The sequence below is a fragment of the Pseudomonas mosselii genome (assembly GCF_003205295.1).
In the GTDB taxonomy this organism is placed as follows: Bacteria; Pseudomonadota; Gammaproteobacteria; order Pseudomonadales; family Pseudomonadaceae; genus Aquipseudomonas; species Aquipseudomonas mosselii_B.
This window is the reverse complement of the sequence record NZ_QJRP01000015.1, coordinates 1-14,791: the sequence shown is the minus strand read 5'-3', so window position 1 is coordinate 14,791 and position 14,791 is coordinate 1. Positions and strand designations below refer to the sequence as shown.

The following is a 14,791-nucleotide window of genomic DNA, read 5'->3' as shown; positions in this document are numbered from 1 at the left end:
CGACACAAGGCCGCTCCTACAGAGGACGGGTAAATCCTGATGGTCCTGTTGCGCACAAAAAAGCCGACCCAAGGGTCGGCTTTTTTGTGCAGCTCAGGCCATCAGCCCGCCCTGCGCATCAACCACAAGCCCGCCAGCGCACAGATCCCTGCGGGGATCACCACCGCCAGCAACGGCGGGAAGCCGAACACCTGGCTCGATGGCCCCAGCAGGTCCCCGGCGATGCGGAACACGAAGCCCACCAGCACGCCGGTGAACACGCGCTGACCCAGGGTGACCGAACGCAGCGGGCCGAAGATGAACGAAATCGCCATCAATACCAGCGCCGCGGTGACCGCCGGTTGCAGGACCTTGGTCCAGAACGCCAGCCAGTAGCGCGAGTTGTTCAGTCCCTGGTCGGCCAGGTAGTGGATGTAGTCCCACAGCCCGGTGATCGACAGCGACTCCGGCGCCAGCACCACGGTGTTGAGCAGCTCCGGCGTCACCGAGACGTCCCACACCTCTTCAGGGCTCTTGACCACTTCGGTGTGGTCGCCGCGGAAGTAGGTGGTGGAGACATCGTTGAGCATCCACTTGCCTTCCACATACTGCGCCCGGCGGGCGAAGCTGGAGGTCTGGATCTTGCGCTCGGCGTCGAAGCGGTAGCGGGTCACACCCAGCAGCAGGCCATTGGGCTGCACCGAGTTGATGTGCACGAACTCCTCGCCCTGGCGGTGCCACATGCCGCGCTTGGAGCTTTGCGCCTCGCCACCGCCCTGGGCCAGCGAACGGTCGGCCTGGGCCTTGTTCTCGGTCACCGGGGCCACGTACTCGCCGATCAGCAGACCGACCAGCATCAGCACCAGCATCGGCTTCATCACCGCCCAGACGATGCGACCAATGGACACGCCGGCGGCACGCATGATGGTCAGTTCGCTGCTGCTGGCCAGGCTGCCCAGGCCAATCAGGCAGCCTATCAGGGCCGCCATCGGCAGCATGTCGTAAAGTCGGCGCGGCGCGGTCAGCAGGACGAAGCTGCCAGCGTCCATGAAGGTGTAGGTCGCGCTCAGGTCGTTCAGTTCGTCGATCAGGGCGAACAGCGAGGCCAGGCCGAGGATGATGCCCAGCACGGCGGCGATCGCCAGCAACACGCTCTTGCCGATATAGCGGTCAAGTTTAACCACGGGCCACCTCCGCACGGCGGGCGGCGCGCTTGAGGCGCAACGGCTCCCAGTACATCAGCGCCAGGCCGATCAGCAGGAACAGGCCATGGACCCACCACATACCCAGCGAGATGGGCAGCTTGCCCTTCTCCAGGGCGCTACGCACGGAAATCAGCATCGTCAGATAGGCCATGTACAAAAGGATCGCCGGCAGCAGCTTGAGGAAGCGGCCCTGGCGCGGATTGACGCGCGACAGCGGCACCGCCAGCAACGTCACGACAAACACCAACAGCGGCAGCGACAGGCGCCATTGCAACTCGGCTCGCTCGCGAATGCCTTCATGCCCGAACAGTTCGGACGTCGGGATCGCTTCGCGGTCGGTGACTTCCTCGGCGACTTCCGGCTTGGGCAGCAGCACGCCATAGGTGTCGTACTTGATCGCCCGGTAGTCGGCCTGGCCCGGATTGCCGTCGTAGCGGTAGCCGTTCTCCAGCACCAGGTAGCGGTTGCCGTCGGCCTGCACTTCCTGGTGGCCCTTCTCGGCGACCAGCACCGAAGGCGCGCGGTCCTTGGTCTTGTCCTGGTTGAAGCGCTTCTCGGAGATGAACACCCCGCCGAGCTTGACGCGGTCATCGGACAGTTGCTCGGTGTAGGTCACCCGGGAACCGTCACGCAGGGTCTGGAAACGGCCCGGCACCAGGGTGTCGAACTCGGTCAGGGCATCCTGCTGGGCGATGATCTTCTGCACCTGGGCAACACCCAAAGGCGCCAGGCTCAGGCTCAGCCAAGCGACCAGCAGGGCAACCAGGGCCGCCGGCACCATGGTCACGGTCAGCAGGCGCTGCTGGCTCATGCCGGTGGCCGACAGCACGGTCATCTCGCTTTCGAGATACAACCGGCCATAGGCGAGCAGGATGCCGAGGAACAGCCCCAGTGGCAGGATCAGTTGCAGGAAGCCCGGCAGGCGGAACCCCATGATCATGAACAGCACGCTTGGATCGAGCGCGCCCTGGGCCGCCTGGGCCAGGTACTTGATGAAGCGCCCGCTCATGATGATCACCAGCAGCACGGCGCTGACGGCGCTCAAGGTCACCAGGACCTCGCGGGACAGATAACGAAAGACGATCAAACCAGACACTCCTGGGTTGTCAGGGGCGGAAAGCCAAACGAACGATTCGGACAGCCAAGACCAATGCCGGTTCGCCAAGGCGAACCTCCATGTAAAGTGCGCGCATTATCCTGTGATTGACGGCGCCTGTCACTTGGCCGCGCAGCATGGCGCATATCGGGGTTGTCATCATGGTCGCGGCAGGCTCAAACTGGCAGCTTTTCCGCTGGCAGGCATCGCCCGCCAGCCGCGTTTTCCGAGCGCCTGCGAAAGACAGCGCCCACTGACAGACAGATCATTCGGGGACCCCAGACATGGAATTGGTTGTAAAAAGCGTAGCCGCTGTATCCGTCAAGACCGCGACCTTGGTCGTACCCGTCGGTGAAGGGCGCAAGCTCGGCGCCACCGCCAAGGCCATCGACCAGGCCAGCGAAGGCGCGATCAGCGCGCTGCTCAAGCGTGGCGACCTGGCCGGCAAGCCGGGCCAGACCCTGCTGCTGCACAGCGTGCCGGGCCTGAAGGCCGAGCGCGTGCTGCTGGTCGGCAGCGGCAAGGATGAAGCCCTCGGCGACCGCGCCTGGCGCAAGCTGGTCGCCAGCGTCGCCGGCGTGCTCAAGGGGCTGGGCGGCAGCGACGCCGTGCTGGCCCTGGACGACATCGCCGTCACCGGCCGCGACGGCCACTACGGCAAGTACCGCCTGCTGGCCGAGACCCTGCTCGACGGCAACTACGTGTTCGACCGCTACAAGAGCCAGAAGGCCGAACCCCGCGCCATCAAGAAAGTCACCCTGCTCACCGCCAAGGCCGGCCAGGCCGAAGCCGAGCGCGCCGTGAAGCACGCCAGTGCCATCGCCACCGGCATGGCCTTCACCCGCGACCTGGGCAACCTGCCGCCGAACGTCTGCCACCCGAGCTTCCTGGCCGAGCAGGCCAAGGACCTGGGCAAGGCGCACAAGGGCCTCAAGGTCGAGGTGCTGGACGAGAAGAAGATCAAGGACCTGGGCATGGGCGCGTTCTACGCCGTGGGCCAGGGCAGCGACCAGCCACCACGGCTGATCGTGCTCAACTACCAGGGCGGCAAGAAGAGCGAGAAGCCGTTCGTGCTGGTCGGCAAGGGCATCACCTTCGACACCGGCGGCATCAGCCTCAAACCCGGCGCCGGCATGGACGAGATGAAGTACGACATGTGCGGCGCCGCCAGCGTGTTCGGCACCCTGCGCGCCGTGCTCGAGCTGCAGCTGCCGATCAACCTGGTGTGCCTGCTGGCCTGCGCCGAGAACATGCCGAGCGGCGGCGCCACCCGTCCGGGCGACATCGTCACCACCATGAGCGGGCAGACCGTCGAGATCCTCAACACCGACGCCGAAGGCCGCCTGGTACTGTGCGACACCCTCACCTATGCCGAGCGCTTCAAGCCGCAGGCGGTGATCGACATCGCCACCCTGACCGGCGCCTGCATCGTCGCCCTGGGCAGCCATACCTCGGGCCTGATGGGCAACGACGACGAACTGGTCGGCCAACTGCTGGACGCCGGCAAGCGTGCCGACGACCGCGCCTGGCAGCTGCCGCTGTTCGACGAGTACCAGGAACAACTGGACAGCCCGTTCGCCGACATCGCCAACATCGGTGGCCCGAAGGCCGGCACCATCACCGCCGGCTGCTTCCTGTCGCGCTTCGCCAAGGCCTACCACTGGGCGCACCTGGACATCGCCGGCACCGCCTGGATCAGCGGCGGCAAGGACAAGGGCGCCTCGGGCCGCCCGGTACCGCTGCTCACCCAGTACCTGCTGGACCGCGCCGGCGCCTGATGGCGCATGGCCGGTGGCGTCCACGCGCCACCGGCCGGCACTGAACGATCATGAGCAAAGTCGATTTCTACATCCTGCCCAGCGACTCGCTGTCGGTGCGGCTGGATTTCGCCTGCAAGCTGTGCGAAAAGGCCTGGCGCCTCGGCCACCGGGTCTACCTGCATTGCCAGGACGAAGCGCAGCGCAGCGAGCTCGACCTGCGCCTGTGGCAGTTCAAGGGCGAGGCCTTCGTGCCCCACGACCATGCCGAACAGCACCCGGACGCCATTGTCGCGCTGGGTATCGGCAGCGATGCCGGTGAACACCGTGACCTGCTGATCAACCTGGGCGGCGATGTCCCCGCCTTCGTCGGTCAGTTCGAGCGGGTCGCCGAGATCGTCGTCGAGGAACCGGCCATCCGCCTGGCCGCACGCGAGCGATTCCGTTTCTACCGCGAACAGGGCTATGCTCTGCAAGACCACCGCTTACAGCGACTCTGACGACGATGGACAAGCAGCTGAACTCCCTGACCCATTCCGCCCACCTGCTCGACGACCTCGAGTCGATCCGCGAGCTGCTGGGCGACGCCGACCTGCAACCGCCGCTGCTGACCGAGACGGTGGAGCAGATTCCCCTGTTGCTCGACGAGCCGGCCGCCGCGCCGCCCGTCGCCGAGGCAGCGCCGGTAGCGGCCCCGGCACCTGAAGAGGATGCCCAGGCCCGCCGCCAGGACACCCTGCTACACCTGGACGCCGAACTGCGCGCCGCCGCGCAACTGATCATGCAGGACGTGATCAACGACTTCACCCCGCATATCGAGACCGAGATCAAGCGACGCCTCGATGCGCGGCTGGAGCGCTTGCTCAAGCGCTCAGAATAGCCATTCGTCCCGATCGCGGGCCAAGCCCGCTCCCACGACAACACGTGGGAGCGGGCTTGGCCCGCGATCGGCGCTACACCTGTCTTGAAGCGCGCAGCTTGGTTATACTTCCCGGCTTTCCCGAATTAATGCCTAAGGGTCCCGCCGCGCATGGATAAGACCTACCAGCCGCACGCCATCGAAACTTCCTGGTACAACACCTGGGAGTCCGAGAACTATTTCGCCCCACAAGGTGCAGGCGAGTCCTACACCATCATGATCCCGCCGCCGAACGTGACCGGCAGCCTGCACATGGGCCACGGTTTCAACAACGCGATCATGGACGCGCTGATCCGCTTCCGCCGCATGCAGGGTCGCGACACCCTGTGGCAGCCGGGCACCGACCACGCCGGTATCGCCACCCAGATGCTGGTGGAGCGCCAGCTCGAGGCCAAGGGCCAGAATCGCCATGACCTGGGCCGTGACAAGTTCCTGGAGAAGGTCTGGGAGTGGAAGGATCAATCGGGCGGCAACATCAGCCGTCAGATCCGTCGCCTGGGCTCGTCGGTGGACTGGAGCCGCGAGCGCTTCACCATGGACGACGGCCTGTCCGAAGCGGTCAAAGAGGCTTTCGTGCGCCTGCACGAGGACGGCCTGATCTACCGCGGCAAGCGCCTGGTCAACTGGGACACCAAGCTGCACACGGCGATTTCCGACCTCGAAGTGGAGAACCACGACGAGAAGGGCCACCTGTGGAACCTGCGCTATCCGCTGGCCGACGGCGCCAAGACCGCCGAAGGCAAGGACCACCTGGTGGTCGCCACCACCCGTCCGGAAACCCTGCTCGGTGACGTCGCCGTCGCCGTCAACCCGACCGACGAGCGCTACCAGGCGCTGATCGGCAAGTTCGTCGAACTGCCGCTGGTCGGCCGCCGCATCCCGATCGTCGCCGACGACTACTGCGACCCGGAGTTCGGCACCGGCTGCGTGAAGATCACCCCGGCCCACGACTTCAACGACTATGAAGTCGGCAAGCGCCATAATTTGCCGCTGCTGAACATCTTCGACAAGAACGCCACCGTGCTGGCCGCCGTGCAGGCGTTCAACCTCGACGGCAGCGTCAACGAAGGTATCGACACTTCGCTGCCGGCCCAGTACGCCGGCCTCGACCGCTTCGTGGCGCGCAAGCAGATGGTTGCCGACCTCGACGCCCAGGGCCTGCTGGTCAGCATCGACGACCACGCCCTGAAAGTCCCGAAAGGCGACCGTTCCGGCACCGTCATCGAGCCGTGGCTGACCGACCAGTGGTACGTCTCCACCAAGCCGCTGGCTGAACCGGCCATCGCCGCCGTGGAAGACGGCCGCATCCAGTTCGTGCCCAAGCAGTACGAGAATATGTACTTCTCCTGGATGCGCGATATCCAGGACTGGTGCATCAGCCGCCAGCTGTGGTGGGGCCACCGCATCCCGGCCTGGTACGACGAGGCCGGCCAGGTCTATGTCGGCCGCGACGAGGCCGAAGTGCGCGCCAAGCACAACCTGGGCAGCGAGGTGAAACTGCGCCAGGACGACGACGTGCTCGACACCTGGTTCAGCTCGGGCCTGTGGACCTTCTCCACCCTCGGCTGGCCGGAGCAGACCGAGTTCCTGAAGAAGTTCCATTCCACCGACGTGCTGGTCACAGGCTTCGACATCATCTTCTTCTGGGTCGCCCGGATGATCATGCTGACGATGCACCTGATCAAGAACGAGGACGGCACCCCGCAGGTACCGTTCAAGACCGTCTACGTGCACGGCCTGGTCCGCGACGGCCAGGGCCAGAAGATGTCCAAATCGAAGGGCAACGTCCTCGACCCGCTGGACATCGTCGACGGCATCACCCTCGACGCCCTGCTGGAAAAACGCACCAGCGGCATGATGCAGCCCAAGCTTGCCGAGAAGATCGCCAAGCAGACCAAGGCCGAGTTCCCCGAAGGCATCGCCAGCTACGGCACCGACGCCCTGCGCTTCACCTTCTGCTCGCTGGCCTCCACCGGTCGTGACATCAAGTTCGACATGGGCCGCGTCGAAGGCTACCGCAACTTCTGCAACAAGATCTGGAACGCCGCCCGCTACGTGCTGGACAAGGGCGAGGACTGCGGCCAGAACGGCGAGGCCTACGAGCTGTCGCTGGCCGACCGCTGGATCATCTCGCAGCTGCAGCGCACCGAAGCCGAGGTTACCCGCCAGCTCGAGCAGTTCCGCTTCGACCTGGCCAGCCAGGCGCTGTACGAGTTCATCTGGAACCAGTACTGCGACTGGTACCTGGAGCTGTCCAAGCCGGTACTGTGGGACGAGAACGCCCCGGTCGAACGCGCCCGTGGCACCCGTCGCACCCTGGTGCGCGTGCTGGAAGTCGCCCTGCGCCTGGCACACCCGTTCATGCCGTTCATCACCGAAGAGATCTGGCAGCGCATCGCGCCGTTGGCCGGCATCGAAGGCAAGACCATCATGCTGCAGCCATGGCCTGAAGCGAATGAAAGCCGCATCGACGCCGCCGCCGAAGGCGACATCGAGTGGCTCAAGGAACTGATGGTGGGCCTGCGCAACATCCGCGCCGAGATGAACATCGGCCCGGGCAAGCCGCTGCCGCTGTTCCTGAAGAACGCCAACGCCGACGACCAGCGTCGCCTGCAGGAAAACGAAGCCCTGCTGAAGAAACTGGCCAAGGTCGAGTCGTTCACCGTGCTCGGCGAGCAGGACGAAGCGCCGCTGTCGGCTACCGCGCTGGTAGGTGACCTGCAGGTACTGGTGCCGATGGCCGGGCTGATCGACAAGGACGCGGAGCTTGCGCGTCTGAGCAAGGAGATCCAGCGCCTGCAGGGCGAGGTCCAGCGCGTCGGCGGCAAGCTGTCCAACGCCGCCTTCGTCGACAAGGCACCGCCTGCGGTGATCGAGAAGGAACGCGCCAAGCTGGCCGAGTCGGAGCAGGCCCTGGCCAACTTCACCGAGCAGCATGCGCGGATTGCTGCGCTGTAACAACCTGATAGACCGCTGGGGCCGCGTTGCGGCCCTTTCGCGACACAAGGCCGCTCCCACAGGACGGCGCCAGCTTGAAAGGCGCCGCTATCCTGTAGGAGCGGCCTTGTGTCGCGAAAGGGCTGCAAAGCGGCCCCACTGCCGGCAACACCGGACCCGACCATGACCAACAAACCCACCCTGCACCCACGCAACCGCCACCAGGGCCGCTACGACTTTCCCGCGCTGATCAAGGCACACCCGGACCTGGCCCGCTTCACCATCACCAACCCCTACGGCAAGCCCAGCATCGACTTCGCCAACCCCGAGGCCGTGCGGGTGTTCAACCGCGCCCTGCTCAAGGCCCAGTACGGCATCCAGCACTGGGATATCCCGGCCGACTACCTGTGCCCGCCGATTCCCGGCCGGGCCGACTACATCCACGTGCTGGCCGACCTGCTGGCCGACGACAACGGCGGCGAGATCCCCCGCGGCGCCCAGGTGCGCGCCCTGGATATCGGCGTCGGCGCCAACTGCATCTACCCCCTGCTCGGCCACAGCGACTACCGCTGGCGCTTCACCGGCTCCGACATCGACGGCGTGGCCCTGGCCTCGGCCAAGGCCATCGTCCAGGCAAACAAGCTCGACAAGGCCATCAGCCTGCGCCAGCAAGCGCAGCCCAGGCATATTCTCAGTGGCTTGCTGCAGGCCGACGAACGCTTCGACGTCACCCTGTGCAACCCGCCGTTCCACGCCTCCCGCGAGGAAGCCACCCGTGGCAGCCAGCGCAAGTGGAAGAACCTCGGCAAGCAGGACCCCAAGCGCAAGCTGCCGGTGCTGAACTTTGGTGGGCAGAACAACGAACTGTGGTGCGAAGGCGGCGAGATCCGCTTCGTCAGCCAACTGGTCGCCGAAAGCGCCCAGTACGCGACCCAGGTGCTGTGGTTCACCAGCCTGGTGTCCAAGGCCAGCAACCTGCCGCGCATCGAGTCGGCCTTGAAGAAGGCCGGGGTGAAGGCCCTGCGCATCGTCGAGATGGGCCAGGGGCAGAAGCAGAGCCGCATGGTCGCCTGGAGTTTCCAGGACGACAGCGCACGCCAGCAATGGCATGCCGCGCGCAAATCACAGGCATGAAAAAACCGCGCCCGGGCAAGCCGGGCGCGGTTTCGTCAACACATCAACAATTACTTGTTGATCGAGTCGGTCAGCACTTTGGCTGGAACGAACTTGACGACTTTCTTGGCAGCGATTTCGATGGCAGCGCCAGTCGAAGGGTTGCGGCCGGTACGGGCAGGACGCTCGGAGACTTTCAGCTTGCCGATGCCTGGCAGGGTGATTTCAGCGCCGTTTTCCAGTTGGTCGGCAACGATCTGGCCCAGTTGCTCCAGTGCATTACGCGCGGTGGTTTTCGGCGCGTCGATAGCTTCAGCGATGTCGGCAATCAGTTGGTCTTTGGTCAGTGCCATGGTGGTGTTCCTTCCCTATCAAATCAGAGGTTGTGCAGCATGCTTGGTCGGTGGTCGGGCCAGCCCGGGACAATCCAGAGGCCGCGTCGATCGCGTATGTAGATACGCAAATCGGCGTTTGGTTCGACACCGCGCAAGCGATCTGCCAGCAATGCGCCACCCAAGGGGCGCAAGACCGCGCAAAGCTACCACAGGAATCGAGAAATATCCGCTGTCGACCGCGTTTTTGTTCAGGTTTTTCGGGGGTTTTCAGAAAAATCGCAAATTTTTGAACAAAAAACAAACAACCGACATTTACGCCAACATCTGGCCACTGCACCACCCTCGCCCTGGGTTAAACTGAACGACTTTTGCAGCGCGGCTTTTCACCGCTCACACCACCGAGAATTCCATGCCAATCCGTCATTGCATCGTTCACCTGATCGACAAGAAGCCCGATGGCAGCCCCGCCGTGCTCCATGCGCGCGACAGCGAACTGGCAGCCTCCGACGCCATCGAGAACCTGCTGGCCGACCTCAACGACAGCTACAACGCCAAGCAAGGCAAAGCCTGGGGCTTTTTCCACGGCGAGTCCGGCGCCTACCCGTTCAGCGGCTGGCTCAAGCAGTACCTGGACGAGGAAAAGGACTTCGCCGCCTTCAGCCGCGTCGCCGTCGAGCACCTGCAGAAGCTGATGGAAGAGTCCAACCTGTCCACCGGCGGCCACGTGCTGTTCGCCCATTACCAGCAAGGCATGACCGAGTACCTGGCCATCGCCCTGCTGCACCACAGCGAAGGCGTGGCGGTGAACGCCGAACTCGACGTCACTCCGTCGCGGCACCTGGACCTGGGCCAGCTGCACCTGGCGGCGCGGGTCAACCTGTCCGAGTGGAAGAACAACCAGAACTCCAAGCAGTACATCTCGTTCATCAAGGGCAAGAACGGCAAGAAGGTCTCGGATTATTTCCGCGACTTCATCGGCTGCCAGGAAGGCGTCGACGGCCCGGGCGAAACCCGCACCCTGCTCAAGGCCTTCAGCGACTTCGTGGAGAAAGAAGACCTGCCGGAAGAGTCCGCCCGAGAGAAGACCCAGACCCTGGTCGACTACGCCACCACCCAGACCAAGCTGGGCGAGCCGGTGACGCTTGAGGAGCTCTCCAGCCTGATCGACGAAGACCGGCCCGAGGCGTTCTACGACCATATCCGCAACAGCGACTACGGGCTGTCGCCGGAAATCCCGGCCGACAAGCGCACCCTGAACCAGTTCCGCCGCTTTACCGGGCGTGCCGAGGGGTTGTCGATCAGCTTCGAGGCGCATTTGCTGGGGTCGAAGGTGGAGTATGACGAGGAAGCCGGGACGCTGGTGATCAAGGGCTTGCCGACGCAGCTGATCGACCAGTTGAAGCGGCGCAAGGACTGAAATCGCCGGGGGCGCGTTGCGCCCCTTTCGCGCCCCACAGGCGATCGCGTTTCCCTGTGGGAGCGGCCTTGCGTCGCGAAAGGGCTGCAAAGCAGCCCCAGCGATCTCGAACAGATCACCGAATCATCAGACTTTCCCCATTCCCTGTAGTCCATTTCCCAAACATACTCCCAAGCCCTTTCAAGCCATTGCGGTGGTCTGGGTTGGCCTCTAGTCTCGGGCAGTCGCTGCACATTCAGCGATCGACTTTGACAGGTCGACTAGTCAAACCAAACGGCTTTGCCTTCTATGGCTGCTGTGCATGGGGCACTTCATGTGCGCCGGGTTTTGGTTTGCCTACCGGTCTGTCAACCCATGTACAGCTGCCACCCTCTTGTTTGACAGCAAGCGTGTAGTGGCCCACTTGATAGGCTAACCAACATGCTAAAGATCGTCCCCGATCCACCCCACAACCCTCATTCCCTCGAAGACACCCTCATCCAGGCCACCGAGTACGCCCTGTGCGCCTTGACCGTGGCCCATCATGCCGTGCAGCTCAAACCCAGGTCGCCGGCTGCCGTGCTGATGATGGCGTCGATGCATGAAATGGAGTCGCTGCGTGTGTTGCTCGAAGCGGCATTGATCCAGGTACAGATGCCGGCGCAGGCGCCGACGTTGCATTAAGCCCAATCGCGGGGCAAGCCCGCTCCCACGCCAGCACTCAGTAGGCCTCGGCTGCGTGGGAGCGGGCTTGCCCCGCGATGGCGCCCGCACAGGCACCGACCCTTTCAGGGAGAAAAATCATGACCACAGACAACACCCCCACCACCGTCGGCAAGACCAAGTTCTATCAGGGCGAAGGCATGACCGACCCGCTGTTCTGCATCGAACCCGGCATCCCCTGCCAGCACGCCCGCGACCAGGCCTCGGAACTGATGGGCTGCGTACGTGACCTGACCATCACCGGGATCATGGAGGAAAAGCCCCAGTTGCTCTGGGCCTCGTATTACCTGAGCGCGCTGGCCAAGGCATTGATGGATGATGCCGAACTAGGCATGAAACACTGAACAGGGAACAACGCGGCGCCATAGGTGTGTAGGGCCAAGGCGCTGCAACCCGTCTCGGGTGCCGTGACGAGGACACTACCCCGCGACACCGGCATAGGACGCCACCAACGCCTCCTTCGCCGCCTTGCGCAGCTTCTTCACCAACCGCTCCTGGCGCAAGGCCTCGCCCTTGTCCGGCCATTGCTCCACATACACCAGCGCCTGCGCCGGGCTGGTCTTGAAATAGCGCGCGCCCTGCCCTTTCTGGTGCTTGATGAACCGTCGCTGCGGATCGTCGCTGATACCGCAGTACAACGAGCCATTGGCGGCACGCACCAGGTAGACGTACCAGGGTTTGCAGTCGGGGGAAGGCGTTGTTTCGCTCACGGCTCGGTTCGGTGCAACGGAAGAAGGCCGCCAGCTTAACGCCTCAGCGCGCCTGCTGGAATGCGCGAAGCCCCTTGAACGCCTGCTGGCGCACCTTGTTCTGCAGCATCGGCGTCCAGCCCAACAGCACACCCGGCATACCCAGCGCCTGACGCGCCCAGCGCCACAGGTCGAAGGTATCGTCGTGCTGGCAGATCAGCCCATCGCGGATCACGAAGCGCGCCTGGATATCGTTGACCACCACCCGCCCGGTCTGGCTGAACAGGTAGGTCGCGACCCAGTGCGCGCCATCGCTGCGCACGTCGTCGAAGGTCAGAGTGAAGTCCTTGGCGCGGGCGGTGAGCATCCGCCACATGTCACCGGCGTCACGCCCGCGCAGGGTGCCGAAGACCGGGTCGCGGAAGACGATGTCTTCGCTGTAGCAGGCCACCATGGCCTCGGCGTCCAGGCGCTGGAAGGCCTGGTAGAAACGGGTGATCAGGGCGCTGTTGGCATCGCTCATGGACTGTTCCTGCGCAAGGTGCGAAACCCGCAAGATACTGCCTGGATGCCAGCAACACCATGCCCATTCGCATCGTGAATGACGATCACGGGGCAGGCCAGCGCCTTAAACGTGCTCGCTGCTGACCTGTACATGCAGCGCCCGCCCGGCGCCGAGACCGAACAGGATCGCCCCGACGCCCAGCACCGCGAAAATCCAGCCCACCGCGCTCCAGCCACCGGTCAAGTCATGCACCAGGCCCACCGCGAACGGCCCCATGGATGCCAGCGTGTAGCCCACGCCCTGGGCCATGCTCGACAGGTTCGCCGCCACATGGGCGTCCCCGGAGCGCAGCACGATCAGGGTCAGTGCCAGGGCGAAGGTACCGCCCTGCCCCAGGCCGAGCAGGATCGCCCAGCCCCACAGCCCTTCGATCGGCGCATACAGGCAGCCGAACAACCCGCCCAGGGTCACCAGCATCACCACCACGATGGCCAGGCGCTGGTCCTTGCCACGCGTGGCCAGCCAGGGCGCGCTCAGCGAGCTGATCAGTTGCACGATCACCGAACCGGACAGCACCAGCCCCGCCTCGGTCGGGCTCAGCCCGCGGCCGATCAGGATCGAAGGCAGCCAGCCGAACACGATGTAGGCCAGCGACGATTGCAGGCCCATGTACAGCGTCACCTGCCAGGCCAGCGGGTCGCGCCACAGCCCGCGCACGCGGTAGGCCACCTTGTGCACGCCATGGCCCTGTCGGGACTGGGGCAGCCAGACCAGCATCGCCAGCAGGGCAGGCAGCAGCCAGAAGCCCAGCCCCAGCGCCCAGCTGTCATCGAAGTGGCGGGTCAAGGGCACCGTGGCCCCGGCGGCCATCGCGGCGCCCAGGCACAGCGCCATGGTATAGACGCCGGTCAGGGTACCGGCGTGCTGGGGGAAGTCGCGCTTGACGATACCTGGCAGCAGCACGCCGATGATGCCGATGCTCGCCCCCGCCATCAGGCTGCCGAGGAACACGCCAGTGGCGCCCAGGGTGCTGCGCACCAGGATGCCCAGCGCCAGGGTCAGCAGAATGCCGAAGATCACCCGCTCGCTGCCGAAACGTCGCGCCAGGATCGGCGCCAGCGGTGCGAACAGGCCCAGGCACAGTACCGGCAAGGTGGTCAGCAGCCCGGCTTGCGAAGCGCTGAGCCCCAACCCTTCGGACACCTGGCCGAGCAGTGGCGACATGCTCGACAGCGCCGGACGCAGGTTCAGCGCCACCAGCACCAGGCCCAGCAGCAACAGCCAGGGCCTGCGCAGCACCACGGGCTGTTGCTGGACCTGCTCGTCGTCGGCTTCGGCGTCGATCAGCAGTTCATCGAGCTCCGCCTCGCGGGGAGCGGTATTGCGGGTCAGTTGTTCGGCCATGGCCTTCTCGTTGTCAGGATTCGATGAGGGTCCGGCTCAGGTGCTTGGCCCGCTCCGGATCGCGTTGTTCGAGGGCGTCGAGGATCTGCCCGTGCAGGTCGAACACGGCCTGGCAACGGGGGACGGTGGTCATGTTGTGCTGCAGGGCGGCGCGGACCACGCTGGAGAAATAGCGGTACAGCTCGCTCAGGGCGGGGTTGTGGGCGGCGTCCACCAGGCGCTGGTGGAAGACCAGGTCGCATTCGACGTAGGCGTCGACATCGCCATGGAAGTGCCGCGCGCTGTGCTGCAGGGCCTCGTGCAAGGCCTGCAGGTCGGCGTCGGTGCGGCGTACGGCGGCCAGGCCGATGGCTTCTGCTTCGAGGATATGGCGGGTTTCGCGGGCGTGTTCGACTGCGCAGCGGGACATGACCTGCACGGCCTGCAAGGGGTCCACGGCGGTACGCAGGTAGCTGCCGTCGCCCTGGCGGATTTCCACCAGGCCGCTGAAGGCCAGGACGCGCATGGCCTCGCGGACGGTGTTGCGGCTGATGCCCAGGTCGCTGGCAAGCTCCGGTTCTGTGGGCAAGCGTTGGCCTATGGACCAGGTGCCCTTGGCGATGCGGTCGCGGAGCTGGTCTACGGCTTGTTCTACCAGGGAGCGTTTGACGAGCGGGGTCACGGGGTGGGTGCGTCCAGTCATCGGATGAATTTTCTTTGGGTTGGGCGAAAGCGGTTGGGGGGGGATTTGGCA

Annotated in this window: 15 protein-coding genes; 8 read left to right on the top strand and 7 right to left on the bottom strand. The window is 64.8% G+C overall.

Annotated features, from left to right (window positions below):
- Positions 1-101 precede the first annotated feature (101 nt).
- Positions 102-1,163: an LPS export ABC transporter permease LptG gene (gene lptG, locus DMX06_RS15475; RefSeq protein ID WP_110738291.1), complete on the bottom strand. Its 1,062-nt coding sequence runs from the start codon at positions 1,161-1,163 to the stop codon at positions 102-104.
- Positions 1,156-2,271 carry an LPS export ABC transporter permease LptF gene (gene lptF / locus DMX06_RS15470; protein WP_110738290.1) on the bottom strand — a complete coding sequence of 372 codons (1,116 nt, stop codon included), beginning with the start codon at positions 2,269-2,271 and terminating at the stop codon, positions 1,156-1,158. Before lptF ends, lptG begins: the two co-directional genes overlap by 8 nt.
- Before the next feature lie 293 nt (positions 2,272-2,564).
- On the opposite strand from lptF, the gene DMX06_RS15460 reads away from it, so the two are divergent.
- From DMX06_RS15460 to rlmF, 5 genes are all read left to right on the top strand, one after another.
- The gene (locus DMX06_RS15460; protein ID WP_110738289.1) at positions 2,565-4,058 is read left to right on the top strand and encodes a leucyl aminopeptidase; all 1,494 of its coding nucleotides are present in this window, start codon (positions 2,565-2,567) and stop codon (positions 4,056-4,058) included.
- Between the two features lie 50 nt (positions 4,059-4,108).
- The gene (locus DMX06_RS15455; protein ID WP_110738288.1) at positions 4,109-4,537 is read left to right on the top strand and encodes a DNA polymerase III subunit chi; all 429 of its coding nucleotides are present in this window, start codon (positions 4,109-4,111) and stop codon (positions 4,535-4,537) included.
- Positions 4,538-4,542: 5 nt separating this feature from the next.
- On the top strand, positions 4,543-4,917 hold the full coding sequence (locus DMX06_RS15450; RefSeq protein WP_110738287.1) for a DNA polymerase III subunit chi: 375 nt from the start codon (positions 4,543-4,545) through the stop codon (positions 4,915-4,917).
- A gap of 150 nt (positions 4,918-5,067) precedes the next feature.
- Positions 5,068-7,914, top strand: coding sequence for a valine--tRNA ligase (locus tag DMX06_RS15445; RefSeq protein WP_110738286.1), 2,847 nt, complete (start codon positions 5,068-5,070; stop codon positions 7,912-7,914).
- Between the two features lie 162 nt (positions 7,915-8,076).
- Positions 8,077-9,027 (top strand): 23S rRNA (adenine(1618)-N(6))-methyltransferase RlmF, encoded by a 951-nt coding sequence (gene rlmF, locus DMX06_RS15440; RefSeq protein WP_110738285.1) that lies wholly within the window; start codon positions 8,077-8,079, stop codon positions 9,025-9,027.
- Between the two features lie 50 nt (positions 9,028-9,077).
- On the opposite strand, the gene DMX06_RS15435 is transcribed toward rlmF, so the two are convergent.
- Positions 9,078-9,359, bottom strand: coding sequence for an HU family DNA-binding protein (locus tag DMX06_RS15435; RefSeq protein WP_110738284.1), 282 nt, complete (start codon positions 9,357-9,359; stop codon positions 9,078-9,080).
- A 391-nt stretch (positions 9,360-9,750) separates the two neighbouring features.
- Between DMX06_RS15435 and yejK the strand changes: the two genes are divergently transcribed.
- The 3 genes from yejK (at position 9,751) to DMX06_RS15420 (ending at position 11,804) form a co-directional block, all read left to right on the top strand.
- On the top strand, positions 9,751-10,758 hold the full coding sequence (yejK, locus tag DMX06_RS15430) for a nucleoid-associated protein YejK (RefSeq protein ID WP_062360406.1): 1,008 nt from the start codon (positions 9,751-9,753) through the stop codon (positions 10,756-10,758).
- Between the two features lie 420 nt (positions 10,759-11,178).
- Complete coding sequence (locus tag DMX06_RS15425; protein ID WP_046854291.1) at positions 11,179-11,421, top strand: hypothetical protein; 243 nt, start codon at positions 11,179-11,181, stop codon at positions 11,419-11,421.
- 119 nt (positions 11,422-11,540) lie between these two features.
- The gene (locus tag DMX06_RS15420; RefSeq protein WP_050704112.1) at positions 11,541-11,804 is read left to right on the top strand and encodes a DUF3077 domain-containing protein; all 264 of its coding nucleotides are present in this window, start codon (positions 11,541-11,543) and stop codon (positions 11,802-11,804) included.
- A 75-nt stretch (positions 11,805-11,879) separates the two neighbouring features.
- Here the strand turns inward: DMX06_RS15420 and DMX06_RS15415 are convergent, their stop codons facing one another.
- The 4 genes from DMX06_RS15415 to DMX06_RS15400 all read right to left on the bottom strand — a co-directional run bounded on the left by DMX06_RS15415 (position 11,880) and on the right by DMX06_RS15400 (position 14,740).
- The gene (locus tag DMX06_RS15415) at positions 11,880-12,170 is read right to left on the bottom strand and encodes a GIY-YIG nuclease family protein (RefSeq protein WP_110738283.1); all 291 of its coding nucleotides are present in this window, start codon (positions 12,168-12,170) and stop codon (positions 11,880-11,882) included.
- 43 nt (positions 12,171-12,213) lie between these two features.
- Entirely contained in the window at positions 12,214-12,672 is a 459-nt protein-coding gene (locus DMX06_RS15410; protein ID WP_110738282.1) for a nuclear transport factor 2 family protein, read from the bottom strand.
- Between the two features lie 105 nt (positions 12,673-12,777).
- Complete coding sequence (locus DMX06_RS15405; protein ID WP_110738281.1) at positions 12,778-14,058, bottom strand: CynX/NimT family MFS transporter; 1,281 nt, start codon at positions 14,056-14,058, stop codon at positions 12,778-12,780.
- Positions 14,059-14,071: 13 nt separating this feature from the next.
- Positions 14,072-14,740, bottom strand: coding sequence for a FadR/GntR family transcriptional regulator (locus DMX06_RS15400; RefSeq protein WP_110738280.1), 669 nt, complete (start codon positions 14,738-14,740; stop codon positions 14,072-14,074).
- Positions 14,741-14,791: the final 51 nt, after the last annotated feature.